Below are 15,977 nucleotides of genomic sequence, written 5' to 3'. Positions count from 1 at the left end.
AGTGACTGGGAGCATGATGGGAGCATGAATAAAAACGGCCCTGAAGCGAAGCTCCTTGTCGTCGACGACGAACCCAACATCCGCGAGCTGCTGTCCACCTCGCTGCGGTTTGCCGGCTTCGAGGTAGTCTCCGCCGCGAACGGGCGGGATGCGTTAGCCGCTGCGGACACCCACGCTCCCGACCTGGCCGTGCTGGACGTGATGCTCCCGGACATGGATGGGTTCACTGTCACCCGCCGCCTGCGTGCGTCCGGCAAGCACTTCCCGGTCCTCTTCCTGACTGCCAAGGATGACACCGAGGACAAGGTCACAGGCCTGACCGTGGGCGGGGACGACTACGTCACCAAGCCGTTCAGCCTCGACGAGGTGGTGGCCCGGATCCGGGCGGTCCTGCGCCGCACCCAGCCGCTGCTCGATGACGATGCCGTCATCCGCGTCGGCGACCTCGAGCTCGACGACGACGCCCACGAGGTGCGCCGCGGCGGCATAGTCATCGAGCTCTCCCCCACCGAGTTCAAACTCCTCCGCTACCTCATGCTCAACCCCAACCGGGTGCTGTCCAAGTCGCAGATCCTGGACCACGTCTGGGAGTACGACTTCAACGGCGACGCGTCCATCGTTGAGTCCTACATCTCCTACCTGCGCCGGAAAGTGGACATCGATCCCGATGCCCCGGCGCTGATCCAGACCAAGCGCGGCGTGGGCTACGTGCTCCGGACGGCAGAAAAGCGCTGACCTTGCTCGAACGGTGGAAATCGTCCTCCCTGAGGACACAGCTGGTGGCCATGATTATGGCCCTGCTGATGGTCGCGCTGACCGTAACCGGGGCCGGCACGCTGACCCTGCTGCACAGCTACCTCCAGGGCCAGGTGGACGAGAAGCTGAACGCCGCTGTCGGGCTGGCCCGGAAGCAGGGCTCGTTCACCCCGCTGACCCCCAACCCGGCAGTGCCCACCGACTACTCCCTGGTCCTCTTTGTACCGGGCGAGGACCCGCAACCCTTCGGCGGTGACCCGGAGATCCACCCTGACATCGAGTCGATCAGCCTAGTTGAGGCGCAGGGGCGGGGCGTCGTTCCCTACCAGGTCCGGGGCACGGATGGCGAGAACTGGCGGGTAGTCGCGGTTCCCGTACAGACCAACCAGGGCGGCGCCGTGGTGGTGATCGGCCTGCCTTTGAGGAGCGTGGATGACGTCCTGAAGCATGCGACGCTCGTGGTGATCGGGGTCGGCCTGCTCACCCTGCTGTTGGCGTCCCTGATCGCCAGCTGGACGGTGTCCCGGTCCTTCCGCCCGCTTGCCAGGGTGGAAAAGACGGCAGCTGCCATCGCTGCCGGCGACCTGTCCCGCCGCGTCGACGTGGAGAACCCCGCCACCGAACTTGGCCGGCTCAGCAGCTCGCTGAATGCCATGCTCGCTCACATTGAAACCGCCTTCGCAGCACGCACTGCCTCCGAGGCCAGGATGCGCCGGTTCGCCGCCGACGCGTCCCACGAGCTGCGGACCCCCCTGGTGACCATCCGCGGCTTTTCCGAACTGTACCGCCACGGCGCGCTGACCACGGACGAGGACGTTGGCACCGCCATGGGCAGGATCGAGAGCGAAGCGAAGCGCATGGGGTCCATGGTGGAGGACCTGCTCCTGCTCGCCCGGCTGGATGAGCAGCGGCCGCTTCAGCAGAAGCCCGTTGACCTGCAGGTACTCGCCCACGACGCCGTGGTGGATACCCAGGCCAGCGACCGCTCCCGCGTCATCTCGCTTACCGGGCTGGACGGCGGCCCGGCCGCGCCTGCACCGGTGCTCGGCGACGAGGCAAAACTCCGCCAGGTGGTGGGAAACCTCGTCGGCAATGCTTTGCGCTACACCCCGCCGGGCAGCCCCGTCGAGCTGGCCGTTGGAGTAAGGATGGCGGACGGCCAGGCACGCTCCATCATCGAGGTGCGGGACCACGGACCCGGCATCTCCAGCGAAGACGCGTCCAGGGTTTTCGAACGCTTTTACCGCGCTGATACGTCCCGCACGCGCGAAACCGGCGGCAGCGGGCTGGGGCTGGCTATTGTGGCCGCGATCGTTGGCTCGCACGGAGGCTCGGTCAGGGTGGAAAACACCGACGGCGGCGGCGCCACGCTGGTGGTCAGCCTGCCTTACCGGGACGGGAATCCCCTGCAGCCCGACGCACAGGGCAGCGGCGGCGAGGTTATCCACATATAGCGCTTGAGCCCGCACACGGCGGCAGGACCCCGCATAGGCTCATTGCAGCAGCCCGGAACAGCCGGGCAGGGCGGGTGTTCCGCCCACCACAGGGAAAGGGCGCAGCCATGAGCATTATTTCAGTTGATACCGAACTGCTGCAGCTGAAGTCCGCCAACGTCCAGGCCACCATGGACCGGATCAGCGCTGACGTCCAGGCAATGAAGCATGGCCTGGACGAACTGCAGGGCACGTGGCGTGGTTCCGCAGCCGCAAATTTCCAGGCGCTGATTGCGGAGTGGACCCTGACCCAGGGCAGGGTGGAGGCGTCGCTGGCTTCCATCAACGCGGCGCTGGCGTCCGCCGCGGCCACCTATGCCCAGGCAGAGCTGGGAAACACCCAGCGCTTCAGCTGAGCGGCACCAGGCACCGCCCCGCACTGCGGCTCCGAGCGCCGGGATGGGACCCTAAGCCTCCGGGGTGCCCTGGTGGAAACGGAGCCGCCACCGGTCACCGTCCAGGACCCACAGTGAACTACGGAGGACCGTCCCCGAGCGTGTGAAACTGCGGTAGGTCAGGAGGACGGCACCGGTTCCGATGCGGTCCGCCCCCAGGATTTCGATGTCGGTCCTTTCCCCCGGATCCTCTTCGAGGGCCATCATCATGGCATCCCGGGTCCAGACCCGGCCCGAACTGCCGATTTCCATGAAGTCCGGGTGCAGCAGGACGGCGGTCCGCCCGATGTCGCCGCGCACCAGCGGTCCCAGCAGCTCGCGTTCCAGTTCCTCCACGAGGGCTTCGGGCGCCGGGGCCTGTCGCTTGGCGTCCGCAACGTTGAAGGCGTCACTGTCCAACTGGCTGAAGAGGTCCGGCTCGTCCAAGCTACCGGCTGTACCGGCGGGTGACCGCTGCGCTTCCGCTGCTCCCGATGTTTGTGCAGCCCGCGGGGTCTGCACGGCAGCTTCGGCTCTTCCACGGGCCGGAACAAGGGGGTGGGCACCAGGGAACCCCGGCCCGGACCGCGCTGCAACGCCTTGCTGGTAGGCGGTGGCCGCCGCGCGGGCACGCTCATCGGCCGCTTCATTCAGGTCGTGGCCCGCATGCCCTTTGACCCACTCGAAAACACACTTCCGGCCAACCAGTTCCCGGTCCAGTTCCTTCAGCAGCTCAACATTCAAGACCGGCTTTCCGTCAGCCTTCCGCCAGCCCTTGCGCTTCCAGCCCGGCATCCACTTGGTGATTGAGTTGATGACGTACTGGCTGTCGCACAGGATGCGCAGGTCTTCATCCGGAAGGTGGGCGGTTGCCCGCAACAGGTCCAGCACCGCCATCAGCTCACCCTGGTTGTTCGTGCCATGAGGCCATCCGCCCGCACGCCAGCAATCCTCATTCACGTACCAGGCCCAGCCTGCCGGACCGGGATTTCCCAAGGCTGAACCGTCAGCCGCCGCAGTAATTGTCACCGGTCCATCCTGCCAGACCCTGGCGGCAATATCTGCGGGAAAACGGTTACCGAAAATCCTTGACGCTAATGGGCCGCTCGGGAAACAATCGCAAGTACCACACGAGAAAGCGTTTTCTTGTCGCGTAAAGGTGCGGGACAGGAAGCTGCACCAGGAAGGCACATCAATGGCGATTCGCACTGTCACCCGGCGGAAGTTCCAGCTCGGCGCGGCGGCCTTGGCCCTCTCCATCCTTGCTACCGGTTGCGGCGCCCCGGGCGGCTCCGGCAGAAACGGGCAGGTCACCCTCCGGTTCGCCTGGTGGGGCAACGAATACCTGAATGCGCAGACGGAAAAGGTTATCGCTGCGTTCGAGGCCGAACACCCCAACATCAACATCGAGTCGGAGCCCGGTGAGTGGGCCAGCTACTGGGACAAGCTGGCCACCAAGACCGCAGCCAATGACGCTCCGGACGTTATCCAGATGGACCAGAAGTACATCGCCGAGTACGGCGGACGCGGTGCGCTCCTGGACCTCGGAAAGCAGGACGGGATTGATACCTCCAAGCTGGACAAGGAATCCCTGGCGTCCGGCCAGTACGACGGCGCCCAGTACGGCCTGAGCACGGGGCAGAACGCCTACGTCATCATGGCCAATACCAAGGTCTTCGAGGCGGCGAACGTGCCTCTTCCGGATGACACCACCTGGACCTGGGACGACTTCATGGAAACGGCCTCAAAGATCAGCGCTTCCGGCAACGGAACCAGCTACGGCGCCGCCTACGGCAGCAACGAAGCCGACCTGATCATCTGGCTGCGGCAGCACGGGGAGAACCTTTACTCAGGGGACGGCAAGCTGGACTTCGACTCCGCAACCGCCGCGTCGTTCTGGGAGCGGCTGAAGGAACAGCGTGATTCCAAGGCAAGTCCGCCGGCAACGGTGGCCACGGAGGACGCCGGCGCCGGCCTGGAAGAGAGCCTCTTCGGCACCAACAAGGTGGGTATGGCCTGGTGGTGGACCAACCAGCTCGGTTCCCTTGAAGCCACCACTGGCAGCAGCATCAAGATGCTCCGCGCCCCCAGCGTCGACGGGTCGGCCGCCAAGAACGGCATGTACTACAAGCCCACCATGTTCTGGTCTGCTTCATCGCGTTCGAAGCACCCGGAGGAAGCGGCCACCTTCATCAACTACCTGACCAACAGCCCGAAAGCAGGGCAAATTATGATGACGGACCGCGGGGTCCCCACCAACTCGGAAATCGTCGAAAGCATCACCCCGGCCCTGAAGCCGGCCGACACCACTGTGGTGTCGTTCCTCAGGGACATCGCCCCTGAGATGCAGGAAGCCCCGCCGGTTCCGCCCGTGGGCGCCGGCAGCGTCCAGAACGTGATCAAGCGCTACACGGACGAGGTGCTGTACGACCGCCTCACCACGCAGGCGGCAGCCGAGGCGTTCAAGAAGGAAGTCGAGGGCATGATTTCAAGCGCCAAGTAGCCACTCGCTATAACCACAAACAGCTGCGGCCTCCTCCGAAGAGGGGCCGCAGCTGTTTGTGGTTAGTGGGACATAACCCGGCGGGGAAGCTTAGAAGCCGCCCATGCCGCCCATGTCGTCGCCGCCGCCGACCGGAGCCGGCGTCTTTTCCGGCTTGTCGGCCACAACAGCCTCGGTGGTGAGGAACAGGCCGGCAATGGAGGCCGCGTTCTGCAGGGCAGAGCGGGTCACCTTGACGGGGTCATTTACGCCGGCAGCCAGCAGGTCGGTGTATTCGCCGGTTGCGGCGTTCAGGCCGTGGCCTGCGGGCAGGCCGCGGACCTTGTCCACCACGACGCCGGGCTCGAGGCCGGCGTTGAAGGCGATCTGCTTCAGCGGGGCGTCGATGGCAACGCGGACGATGTTGGCGCCGGTTGCTTCGTCGCCGGAAAGCTGCAGGTTGGCGAATGCCTTGGCACCGGCCTGAATCAGGGCCACGCCGCCGCCGGCGACGATGCCTTCTTCAACGGCAGCCTTCGCGTTGCGGACTGCGTCCTCGATGCGGTGCTTGCGCTCCTTGAGTTCAACCTCGGTTGCGGCACCGGCCTTGATGACTGCGACACCGCCGGCCAGCTTGGCCAGGCGCTCCTGCAGCTTCTCGCGGTCGTAGTCGGAGTCGGAGTTCTCGATCTCGGCGCGGATCTGGGAAACGCGGCCGGCGATCTGGTCGGCGTCGCCTGCACCCTCGACGATGGTGGTCTCGTCCTTGGTGACAACAACCTTGCGGGCCTTGCCCAGGAGTTCCAGGCCGGCGTTTTCCAGCTTCAGGCCGACTTCCTCGGAGATGACCTGGCCGCCGGTGAGGACGGCGATGTCGGCGAGCTGTGCCTTGCGGCGGTCGCCGAATCCCGGAGCCTTGACGGCGACGGACTTGAAGGTGCCGCGGATCTTGTTGACGATCAGGGTGGCCAGGGCCTCGCCCTCGATGTCCTCGGCGATGATCAGCAGCGGCTTGTTGGACTGCATGACCTTCTCGAGGACTGCAACCAGTTCCTTGACGTTGGAGATCTTGGAGTTGACGATCAGGATGTACGGATCCTCAAGGACCGTCTCCTGCCGCTCTGCGTCGGTGACGAAGTAGGCGGAGATGTAGCCCTTGTCGAAGCGCATGCCTTCGGTGAGCTCGAGCTCCAGGCCGAAGGTGTTGGACTCCTCGACCGTGATGACGCCTTCCTTGCCCACCTTGTCCAGGGCTTCGGCAATCAGCGCACCGATCTCGTCGTCGCCGGCGGAGATGGACGCGGTGGCGGCGATCTCTTCCTTGGTTTCGATCTCCTTGGCGGAGTTCAGCAGCTCGGCGGTGACGGCGTCAACAGCCTTTTCGATGCCGCGCTTGAGGGAGAGCGGGTCAGCACCGGCAGCAACGTTGCGCAGGCCTTCCTTAACCAGGGCCTGTGCCAGCACGGTGGCGGTGGTGGTGCCGTCGCCTGCGACGTCGTCGGTCTTTTTGGCGACTTCCTTGACCAGCTCGGCGCCGATCTTCTCGTAGGGATCGTCCAGCTCGATCTCCTTGGCGATGGAAACACCATCGTTGGTGATCGTGGGAGCGCCCCACTTCTTCTCGAGGACGACGTTGCGTCCACGCGGGCCGAGGGTGACCTTAACGGCGTCGGCGAGGGTGTTCAGGCCCCGCTCAAGGCCGCGGCGTGCCTCTTCATCAAATGCAATGATCTTGGCCATAACGGCAGTAGTCCTTTCGGGACAGTCGTTAAGAATGAACCTTCGCTGCAGTGCCCGCGACGGACGATCCTTGGCCGGCGGCCTCTGTATGCCTCCGGGTACGGATCTCACTCCAGTTAGGTGTTTCTTCGCTCCTCGACCGGTGCGCCGCGCCGCCTGCCGGAAGCAGGCTTTGCTTTAGCAGTCGGTACGTCAGAGTGCTAAGTCAATAATTAGCACTCCCCACGTGAGAGTGCAAGCGAAAGGGCTCCGAAAAAGCCCGCGCGGGGCCGTCTTCGCCGAGGGCGATCAGCTGCCGGTGCGGCCGGCCGTCTCGCGGCCACTGGGCACCGGAAGGTTGTCCGGCCCATACGCGAAGACCATGTAATTCGCGGTGGTGATGTCTCCGTTGGTGTCGAAGGCAATCGGGCCTGACTCGCCGTCGTAATTGATCCTTGAAGCCCCGCCGGTGACGCATCCCTTATAGGACGTGCAGGCGTCCGCAGCGGATGAATCGGCGGATGGTCCGGTGCTGCCGCCGGAAACACTGATCAGGTGGGCGGCGATGGAGCGGCCGGCGTCGTCTTCGGCCTGGGCTGCGGCCAGCGCTGCAACTGTAACGGCGTCGAAGGTCTCAGCTGCGAAGGAGACATCCTTCAAAGTGCCATCCACCGCGAGGAGCCGGTCCTGGAAGCCCGCGGACGGAAGCTGGCCCTGGACGACCGCGCGGGTTCCATCCAATGCCTTGGCACTGAGCTTGGACCCGTAGCGGGCAAAGGCTCCGTCGCTGACGATGATCCGGGATCCGGCCACGCCTGCGTCGGCAAGTTCTGCCAGTGCCTCCTGGGCACCGCCGCGGGCCACGAGGATGACTGCGTCGGATGCGGCCTGGCCTGCGGCCGAGGCGGCTGGACCGGCCTCGCCCGCCTTGAACCCCTCGTTGAGGGCAACGTCCAGCCCGGCCTGCTCCGCCGAATCGGCGACAGCCGCCGCCACGTCTTTTCCGTAGGCGCCTTCCTGGTAGAGCAGAGAGATGGTGGCGGCACCTGCGTCCTCGGCCAGCTTGGCCAGCACGGGCGCCTGGGCCACGTCCGCTGCTGCAGTCCGGAAGTAATAGCCGCCGGAATCGACGGCAGAGAGGCCCGCGGCGGTGTTTGCCGGCGAGATGAGGGGTGTGCGGGCACGGGACAGGACATCGATGGTGGCTTCGGCATTGCTGGAGTCGGTGGGCCCGATCACCACGTCAGCCTTGGCCGCAACAAGGGCATGCGCCTGGGCTGCGGCGTCCAGGTCCGTCTCGACCGGCAGCAGTTCCACCGGCCTGCCCTTGTGCCCGCCCGACTCGTTGATTTCCTTGACGGCGAGCCTGGCGGCGGCCAGCTGCGGACCGTTGAGGAAGCTGCTGTCACCGGTATTGTCCAGGACCAGCCCCACCCGCAGGATGCCGTCGCCTGCGGCCTCAACCGCTTCCACACGCGCGTTGCCGGTGACTCCGGAACAGGCTGTGGCGGCCAGGAGCGCGCAGGCTGAAAGGGAGAATGCCGGACGGATACGGACAGCGGGTACCTGCAAATGCTTCACTCGGCCGGCCGGACGCTTTCGGCCTGGGGGCCTTTTTCGCCCTCGCCGACTTCCAACTGCACGCGCTGGCCCTCGTCAAGGGCCCGGTAGCCCTCACCCTGGATGGCGGACCAGTGGACAAAGACATCGTCCCCGGATCCGTCCACGGTGATGAAGCCGTAACCCTTTTCCGCGTTGAACCATTTCACGGTTCCCACTGCCATGCTGACCAACTCTTTCCGTAGAACCCGGGGAACTCTGCGCCGGTGCCGGATGCCTGGCGCCGGTGCGAAGCTGAATTCACTCTAGCCAATGCCGGTGCGGCGCGGCAGGATGCCCGAAGCGCAGAGCGGCAATAGTTATTGACGCGTAACCGGCGCCGTTTTGCCGGGAGCTACCGGTATCCCGGGCCGAGCACCACAACCAGGGGAACCTGGAATTCGGTGCTGCTGACCACGGTGGGAATACCCAGCAACTGCGCCAGGGCCTGGGCGTTGGCAAGCTGGCTGGCACCCGCATAGAAGATCACCGAACCCTGCACCGGAGCGCCGGCCCAGTTGCCCACCTGTCCCAGGATCCAGCCATCGGCCTGCACAGAGCCGCCGACGCGGCTTGCCAGCCCGGCCGTTCCGGCGCCGTTGTACACGGCCACAGGCTGCGTCTTGTCCAGGAAGACCTGGGGTGCCCCGGACGCGGTTGGCCGAGGCTCGGCCTCCGCTGCGGGGGCAAGTTCAGTGGAAGCGGACGGTGTGGCTTTCTCCGTGGCCAGCATGGAGCTCTCCGGGCTGGCCGGCGGCGTGGTGCCTGTAGTGGCCAGCGGAGCGGCCTCCTGGCTCATTGAGGCCTGGACATTTGCGCCGCTGAATCCGAGCTTGGGAAGGATCAGGAAGGACACCAGCCCGATGGCCAGGGCGGCTACGCCAACAGCGAGGATGGGCCAGAGCCGTACACGTGACGGCGCGGATGCCGTGCGGTGGACACCTTGTCGCGACGGGGTCTCGGGGACCCTGTCGAATTCATCGCGGGCGTATTTGGTCATGGATGACGTCCTTGTGGGATGGCTGGGGAGGCGTGGTGCCCTGGGCACGAAACTTTTTAGGCGTCGGACCCCAGGCGCCGTGCAGTCCGCGCACGGTGGCGGGACGTACGTAGTCTACGCAGTCTCTTCACCAGCATGGGGTCGTGGGCCAGCGCATCCTCGCGGTCAATCAGTGCGTTGAGCAGCTGGTAGTAATGTGTGGCCGAGAGATCGAAAAGCTCACGGATGGCCTGTTCCTTGGCCCCGGCATACTTCCACCACTGCCGTTCGAGGGCGAGCATCTGCTGCTCGCGTTCGCTGAGCGGGGAGTCCCTCGGGGTGAAGCCCGCAAGCAGGAAGTTGCGTGGGTTTTGCTCCGGCAGCTGTTCGGGCATGTGTTCCCGAGCCGGTTCCGCCACGGCTCACTCCTTTGCTGGGTACGGGAAATGTCTTACCCCATGCTACGGACGAATAACAGCGTTGTCATTTGGGCTGCCTTTCCCCTGCTCTCCCTGCGCGGCCGCCCTGCGGAAGCCGCGGGCCCCTGCGAGAATGGGACGGTGCTTGAATCAGACGCGTTGTTCGAACTGGAGCAGGACCCCGCCGCCACGGGCAGTTTCGCCGACCTGGCGCGGCAGCCGCTGGCGGAGCTCGTCGCTCCGGACTGGGCGGAGGCACTGGCGGGGGTGGGGAGCGAACTCCGCAGCGTCCTTGCGTTCCTGGCCCGGGAGGAGGCCGCCGGGCACCAGGTCCTGCCGCCGCCGTCGAACGTCCTGCGCGCCTTCCGCCAGCCCCTTGCCGGCGTCAAGGTGCTGCTCGTCGGCCAGGACCCCTACCCCACGCCGGGACACGCCGTGGGCCTTTCCTTTTCCGTGGACAGGCTGACGCGGCCCATCCCCCGGAGCCTGGCCAACATCTACCGCGAGCTGGAAGCCGACCTCGGTATCCCGGCACGCGTCCACGGCGACCTTTCCGCCTGGGCGGAGCAGGGAGTCCTGCTGCTGAACCGCGTGATGTCCGTCCGCGCCGGTTCAGCAGGTTCCCACCGGGGCAAGGGCTGGGAGAAGATCACGACGGCGGCCGTCACCGCCCTCGCCAACCGGCGGTCCGCGGACGGGTCGCCCATGCCGCTGGTGGCGCTGCTGTGGGGCAAGGATGCCGAAACCGTCCGCCCGCTCCTGGGCCCCGCCACGCCGGTAGTGTCCAGCGCCCACCCGAGCCCCTTGTCCGCGTCCCGCGGCTTCTTCGGCTCCCGGCCCTTCAGCCGGGTCAACCAGCTCCTGGGCGAGCAGGGTTCCCCGGGCGTAACCTGGGAACTGCCTCCCGCTCCTTAGCTTAGGCTTGCCTTATGAGCATTGTTCCTGCTGCCACCAGCGCCACCAAGAAGAGCCGCCCCCAAATCAACCTGGAGGTGCTCCGTCGGGAGCAGCTGAGCCCCCACATGGTCCGCATCGTTGCCGGCGGCGAGGGTTTCAAGGACTTCGTCAACAACGGCTTCGTGGACCGCTACGTGAAAATCGTGTTTCCGCAGCCCGGCATCGAGTACCCCTCGCCGCTGGACCTGTGGAACATCCGGGAAACCATGCCGCGCGAGCAGTGGCCCTACACCCGCACTTACACGCTGCGCCGGGTCGATGAGCAGGCGCAGGAACTGGCCATCGACTTCGTGGTGCACGGTGACCAGGGGCTTGCCGGGCCATGGGCGGCAAAGGCCCAGCCAGGCGACCAGCTGACTTTCACCGGCCCTGGCGGCGCCTACAACCCCAACCCGGAGGCTGACTGGTACTTGTTTGCCGGCGACGAGGCGGCCCTGCCGGCCATCGCAGCAAGCATCGAATCGTTGCCTGCCGACGCCACAGGCCAAGCCTTCCTGGAAGTGGGCTCACAAGCCGACGTCCAACCGATTTCCGCTCCGGCCGGGGTGAAGATCACCTGGCTGTTCCGCGACGGCGTCCCCGCAGGTTCCAGTGACCGGTTGCCCACGGCGGTGGCCGAGGCTGAGTGGCCGGCCGGAACAGTGGACGTCTTCGCGCACGGCGAGCGCGGGTACATGAAGGCGCTGCGTGACGTCTTTTTTGTGCAGCGCAGGCTGCAGCGCAACCAGGTTTCACTGTCCGGCTACTGGGCACAGGGCCGGGTGGAGGACGTGTTCCAGGCGGAAAAGAAGCTTCCGGTCGGGCAGATCTAAGACCACCCGCGCTGCGGCCGGCTCAGCGGCGGCGCGCCCGGCGCCGCTCGTTGCTGGCCAGCCCGCGGGTCAGCGGCCGGGCGAGCGTATCGCCGAGGACGATGCCGCCTGCCGTTCCCAGCACGATCGCACCGGCGCTGAGCATCCCTCCGGCGCCCAGCAGGATTTCCGCTTCCTCGACGGTCAGTACGTACATGGACCGGAAGATGGTGAGGCCCGGCAACAGGATCAGCGCCGCCGGGACGGCCACCACCAGCTGGGGCGCGCCCATCCGCAGTGCCACCACACGGGCAAGCAGGCCAATGACGACGGCGGCGAGCGCCGGCGAGAACCGGTCACCGATTCCGAGCAGGCCGCCGCCCAGCAGGACAAAGTATCCTGCCACGCCCACAGCCGCTGTGGGCAGCAGGAGCTGCCACGTGGTCTGCTCCGTGACGCCGATGGCTATCACGGCCACCGCCACAAGGATAACCAGCACCCACAGGTCGTAGGCGGGCGGGAAGGTCTGCGTGACGTCGATCCGCTGCATCCCCGTCAGCTCCCCCACCACGAAAGCCACTGCGATGCCGGCCACGATGGCGCCGAATGTCAGCAGCGTCGACAGGAACCGTCCGGCCGCCGTTACCGGGAATCCGTTGATGGCATCCTGCACCGATGAGACCAGCCGTCCCGTGGGCAGCAGCAACAGTATGCCGCCCACCACCACGATCGCCGGCGAGTTGGTCAGGCCAAACTGCCACAGCAGCAGCGCCAGCTGGGTCACCAGGAAGGAACTGCTGGCGGTGATGAAGAAGTCCGGGACACGCCACCGGCCCAGCTGGCGGGACACCAGGCTGACGCCAATGTTGGCCACGAACGCGATCGCGGAGGACACCGGACCGCCGCCCAGCACACCGACGAACGCCGCGGCGAAGACACCGAAGGCGGCCGTGACCATCCACCGGGGATACGGCTTGGGGCTGGTGATGGCCTCGTTCAGGCGGCGGACGGCCTCGTCGCGGCCCACTCCCCCGGCCACGATGTCCGTCACCAGCTGGTGCACCTTGGCCAGGCCGGCATAGTTGTTGGTCCAGGAGCGCACCACGCGCAGCAATGCGATGGGCGGCTGGTCCTTGGGAGCGTAATTGATTCCCACCGACTGGTTGGTGATGTCCACCTCGATGTTCTTCAGCCCCAGTGCGGCGGTAACAGCGATGATGCTGGTTTCCACTTCCAGCGCCCCGGCGCCGTAGCGGAACATTGTCTCGGCCAGGTGCAGCGCGAAGTCCAGGGTTTTCCTGGCCGATGTATCCACGCCGCCCACCTGGATGGTGGGATTTGCGTAGGGGCTGCCGGCCAGCCTGTCCACGATGCTGAGCGGCGCCGTCGGGGGGTTTTCCCCCTGGACCAGGCGGCGCAGCATCTTGCGGGCTGCGGCGTTCTGGCGCAGTTCGGCCGGCGTCAGCGGCTCGGTTTTGGGCAGGGCCTCGGGGTGCTGCCGGGCCTTGGGCCCTCCGATCCCGGGGCGTTGGTTCCCGGGGCCTCCGGTCCCGGGAATTCCTGTTTGGGGCGTCTTGCTTCCGGGGCGCTCCGGCTGGTCAGTCATGGTTCCCTTCCCTGGGCAGTGGCCGCGGCTGGTTACGACGGGCGCTTAAAAGGCAGCTTGCCCAGAATTGTGCGGGCCGCGGCTGCTGCCGCCCGGGCCAGCCGGTTGGCGTGGAAGACTGCAGGCCGGACGGGCATCACGAAGTCGCCCACCAGTTGCACTACTTCGCCCCCGAAGCCCTTCTTGAACTCGTAGCCGCCGTGGCCTTCCTGGTCCTGGCCGGAGATGCCGAAGGTGCCATAGAAGTTGTAGCGCGGGTAGCCCTTTTCCAGGGCGTGGAGCATCATGCCCCAATACAGCGACGTGGCGCCGTTGAAGTAGATGTAGTCCTGCACGGTCCCCCCGATAACGCACACCACCTCGTCCCCGTAGCAGACGAAGTGGATGGCGGCCACCGTGGCTACGCCCACCGAGTCGGGGAACCGTTCAATGTCCCTGAGGCTGCGCTCGTAGCTGTCCACCAGGTCCTGGACCACCTTGAGCCTGTTGGCCTTCTTCTTGCTGCCGGTCTCCTCCACCTCGCGGCGAAGGTCGGCGGCAGTGGAGGACTCTGCTTCGAGCCGTTCGGTGATGGACTTGCGGTAGGCCGGGATGTCGATCTTGGCCATCATGAGCTTGGTGAATTCCGGCGACGTGGTGCGCAGCAGGTGCTCGTAGTAGGCACGCTCGCGGTAGACGAACCCCTTTTCGTCCCCTGCCAGGCTCAGCGCGCCATAGAAGTCGTCCAGTGTGTCCAGCGTGGCCTGTTCGAGGAACACGCCGTTCTTTTCCGCCTTGCGGATGGCCTTCCGGGTGCGGTAGCTCGTGCTCATGATCAGCTCTTCAGCGTCCTGGATGCCTTCCAGGCTCTTGATGAACATCCAGTTGACGTTGACGAAATCCATGTCCAGGCCCTGGTGCCGGAAGCCCAGGCCTTCCAGCTGCGCCACCAGGGCGCGGTTGTCCTCCACCTCAGGGTGTTCGGCGCCATCCTCGTCACGTGCGATGTACTTAAGGTTCGGCGAGATGCGCAGCTCGGCTGCCTTGCGCTTGGCGGCCCGCTTGCGGAGGAGTACGACGACGGCACGCACCAGGTCCGGGTCCGCATAGTCCATCAGTGGTCCCTTGGCGCATTCGCACACCGTGTAGCCCAGCCGGGTTGTGGTGTAGTTCAGCTTTCCTGCCGCCACGAGTCCGCCGTTCCGGCGGACCCCGAACAGTTCCACCTGCTGCCCGCGGGAGCGCTGGAAGCCGGCGAAATCGACCGACTGCAGGAAGCTGTTCTGGGGGTGCTTCAGCGCGAACGCCTCGAAGTCGGCGTCGCTGATGACCGCGAACTCAAGGTCTGTGGTGGTGGAAACTGGATTCACGGGACTTCCTTCTGGGGAGTTGTTCCGGGCCTGGCAGTGCAGCCGCGGGCGGGACGGGTGTCAGGTGGGAGGCATGCCGGTGCGGCACCCCGCTGGGCGGCGGTGCCGCCGATGCCGGCGGGTCAGTAGAACTGCTGTCCGGTCCTTGCCGTCTCGATCCGGCGGAACACCCTTTCACCCCCTTTGACCCAGAGGCTGTGCCTGAGGGGCGAAAGGATGTAGTCGTGGCAGCCCACGAAGTCCGTGACGGTCTTGGTGAAGCTGGTTTTGAACATGCCCATGCCGTACAGGTTGTGGCTCTTGTCCTTGATGCGGTCGGCCGGCGGAGTACCGCAGAAGTCGTACTCGGTGCAGCCAAGTTCCTGCATCCGGCGGATGGCGGCCCACTGCACCAGGTGCGAATCGCCGTACTGCTTGCGGTTCTGGGTGGATCCGCCGTCCTTGTAGGTTGCCTTGGCGCCGTAATTGATGACGAACGCGCCGACGCTCGGTTTGCCGTCTTCAAAGGTGAAAAAGAAGTTGCCCTGCCCGCGGTTGCAGAACTCGTCCCAGAAGCTGGCGTAGTAGTCATAACTGCGCAGCGGCATGGAGCCCTTGGCTTTGACGGTGTCTGCCATGAGGTCGTACAGCGCCCGGTAGGTGTCCGGGCCCTGTTCCAGGCGGACTACCTCGCAGCCTTCCCGTTCAGCGCGGCGGATGGCGTTGCGGGCGCGGGAGGAGATGGCTTTGAAAACGGCCTCTTCCGGTGCGGAGATGTCCAGCAGGGCGGTGGAATCGTTGGACTGGATATTGGGCGCCTTAACCAGGCCGGCGCCGGCCAGCTCCGCCCGCGCCTCAGCGGAGTCCACCATGTCCGGCTCGATCTTGATGGTGAAGACGTTCAGCTTCCGGCTGCGGACGAAAGCGGCGCAGGCTTCCAGTGCGGCCTTCAGCTCTGTAGGCGCAGCCAGGTCAGGGCCCTTGATGAGGTACCAGAGCCTGCCGAGTACGGGAAACTTCTTCTCCAGCACCAGGTTGTAGCTCGCCGTGTCTCCGCTTTCGAGAACCAGGAAGCGGACCTTCCAGCCGCTGCCGTTCTTCACCGACGCGTAGGCGGCCGACTGCAGCATGTTGCCGCCGTTCGGGTTCGCCGTGACGTGCTTGTCCCAGTTTTCAATTTCCTCGGCTGTGGCAAAACGTGCGGTGAATTCTCGCAAGGGGGCCGTGTCCAATCGGGTTGATGCGCGGTTTCGGTACTCGTGGATGCGTGCGGACATGCAGCCTCAAGTCTAAAGCCTGTAACCCTCCATGCCCTGCCGCCTTGACTCGGCGACCTGAGGTGCGGGGTCAGCATTCGACAACGTTGACGGCGAGGCCGCCCATGGCGGTTTCCTTGTATTTGGAGCTCATGTCTTTGCCGGTTTCGCGCATGGTGATGATGACTTCATCGAGCGAGACGCGGTGGGTGCCGTCA

At 65.7% G+C, this 15,977-nt stretch carries 16 protein-coding genes; 6 read left to right on the top strand and 10 right to left on the bottom strand.

Features of this window, described 5'->3' with window-relative positions; all coding sequences use genetic code 11:
* Window positions 1-24 precede the first annotated feature (24 nt).
* The 3 genes from FDW83_RS15790 to FDW83_RS15780 all read left to right on the top strand — a co-directional run bounded on the left by FDW83_RS15790 (window position 25) and on the right by FDW83_RS15780 (window position 2,605).
* A complete protein-coding gene (locus FDW83_RS15790; protein ID WP_138139036.1) occupies window positions 25-735 on the top strand; it encodes a response regulator transcription factor in 711 nt (236 codons plus the stop codon).
* Window positions 736-737: 2 nt separating this feature from the next.
* On the top strand, window positions 738-2,210 hold the full coding sequence (locus FDW83_RS15785; RefSeq protein ID WP_205754687.1) for a HAMP domain-containing sensor histidine kinase: 1,473 nt from the start codon (window positions 738-740) through the stop codon (window positions 2,208-2,210).
* 107 nt (window positions 2,211-2,317) lie between these two features.
* Window positions 2,318-2,605 carry a WXG100 family type VII secretion target gene (locus FDW83_RS15780; RefSeq protein WP_138139035.1) on the top strand — a complete coding sequence of 96 codons (288 nt, stop codon included), beginning with the start codon at window positions 2,318-2,320 and terminating at the stop codon, window positions 2,603-2,605.
* A gap of 51 nt (window positions 2,606-2,656) precedes the next feature.
* On the opposite strand, the gene FDW83_RS15775 is transcribed toward FDW83_RS15780, so the two are convergent.
* Window positions 2,657-3,652 carry a ribonuclease HI family protein gene (locus FDW83_RS15775; protein WP_138139034.1) on the bottom strand — a complete coding sequence of 332 codons (996 nt, stop codon included), beginning with the start codon at window positions 3,650-3,652 and terminating at the stop codon, window positions 2,657-2,659.
* A gap of 166 nt (window positions 3,653-3,818) precedes the next feature.
* Here FDW83_RS15775 and FDW83_RS15770 point away from each other — a divergent pair, with 166 nt between their 5' ends.
* Window positions 3,819-5,126 (top strand): ABC transporter substrate-binding protein, encoded by a 1,308-nt coding sequence (locus FDW83_RS15770; protein ID WP_138139033.1) that lies wholly within the window; start codon window positions 3,819-3,821, stop codon window positions 5,124-5,126.
* A 90-nt stretch (window positions 5,127-5,216) separates the two neighbouring features.
* Here FDW83_RS15770 and groL read toward each other — a convergent pair whose 3' ends face one another.
* From groL to FDW83_RS15745, 5 genes are all read right to left on the bottom strand, one after another.
* Window positions 5,217-6,845, bottom strand: a complete 1,629-nt coding sequence (gene groL, locus FDW83_RS15765; protein WP_138139032.1) for a chaperonin GroEL — start codon at window positions 6,843-6,845, stop codon at window positions 5,217-5,219.
* Window positions 6,846-7,133: 288 nt separating this feature from the next.
* A complete protein-coding gene (locus FDW83_RS15760; protein ID WP_138139031.1) occupies window positions 7,134-8,405 on the bottom strand; it encodes an ABC transporter substrate-binding protein in 1,272 nt (423 codons plus the stop codon).
* On the bottom strand, window positions 8,402-8,608 hold the full coding sequence (locus tag FDW83_RS15755) for a cold-shock protein (protein WP_138139030.1): 207 nt from the start codon (window positions 8,606-8,608) through the stop codon (window positions 8,402-8,404). The genes FDW83_RS15760 and FDW83_RS15755 overlap by 4 nt, the downstream gene beginning before the upstream one ends.
* A 170-nt stretch (window positions 8,609-8,778) precedes the next feature.
* Window positions 8,779-9,423, bottom strand: coding sequence for a LytR C-terminal domain-containing protein (locus tag FDW83_RS15750; RefSeq protein ID WP_138139029.1), 645 nt, complete (start codon window positions 9,421-9,423; stop codon window positions 8,779-8,781).
* A 56-nt stretch (window positions 9,424-9,479) separates the two neighbouring features.
* Complete coding sequence (locus FDW83_RS15745) at window positions 9,480-9,821, bottom strand: DUF3263 domain-containing protein (protein WP_138139028.1); 342 nt, start codon at window positions 9,819-9,821, stop codon at window positions 9,480-9,482.
* Between the two features lie 141 nt (window positions 9,822-9,962).
* Here FDW83_RS15745 and FDW83_RS15740 point away from each other — a divergent pair, with 141 nt between their 5' ends.
* A complete protein-coding gene (locus tag FDW83_RS15740) occupies window positions 9,963-10,736 on the top strand; it encodes a uracil-DNA glycosylase (RefSeq protein WP_240721016.1) in 774 nt (257 codons plus the stop codon).
* Between the two features lie 14 nt (window positions 10,737-10,750).
* Window positions 10,751-11,590, top strand: a complete 840-nt coding sequence (locus FDW83_RS15735; RefSeq protein WP_138139026.1) for a siderophore-interacting protein — start codon at window positions 10,751-10,753, stop codon at window positions 11,588-11,590.
* A gap of 22 nt (window positions 11,591-11,612) precedes the next feature.
* Here the strand turns inward: FDW83_RS15735 and FDW83_RS15730 are convergent, their stop codons facing one another.
* The 4 genes from FDW83_RS15730 to FDW83_RS15715 form a co-directional block, all read right to left on the bottom strand.
* Window positions 11,613-13,175: a threonine/serine exporter ThrE family protein gene (locus FDW83_RS15730; RefSeq protein ID WP_240721015.1), complete on the bottom strand. Its 1,563-nt coding sequence runs from the start codon at window positions 13,173-13,175 to the stop codon at window positions 11,613-11,615.
* A 32-nt stretch (window positions 13,176-13,207) separates the two neighbouring features.
* Entirely contained in the window at window positions 13,208-14,524 is a 1,317-nt protein-coding gene (locus tag FDW83_RS15725; protein ID WP_138139025.1) for a peptidoglycan bridge formation glycyltransferase FemA/FemB family protein, read from the bottom strand.
* 122 nt (window positions 14,525-14,646) lie between these two features.
* Window positions 14,647-15,780 (bottom strand): peptidoglycan bridge formation glycyltransferase FemA/FemB family protein, encoded by a 1,134-nt coding sequence (locus tag FDW83_RS15720; protein WP_138139024.1) that lies wholly within the window; start codon window positions 15,778-15,780, stop codon window positions 14,647-14,649.
* 70 nt (window positions 15,781-15,850) lie between these two features.
* Window positions 15,851-15,977: L-serine ammonia-lyase, iron-sulfur-dependent, subunit alpha (locus FDW83_RS15715; RefSeq protein WP_138139023.1), on the bottom strand; the 127-nt coding region annotated here is incomplete at its 5' end.

The sequence above is a fragment of the Pseudarthrobacter sp. NamE2 genome, from assembly GCF_005796205.1.
In the GTDB taxonomy this organism is placed as follows: domain Bacteria; phylum Actinomycetota; class Actinomycetes; order Actinomycetales; family Micrococcaceae; genus Arthrobacter.
This window is presented reverse-complemented; position numbering and strand designations above follow the sequence as displayed.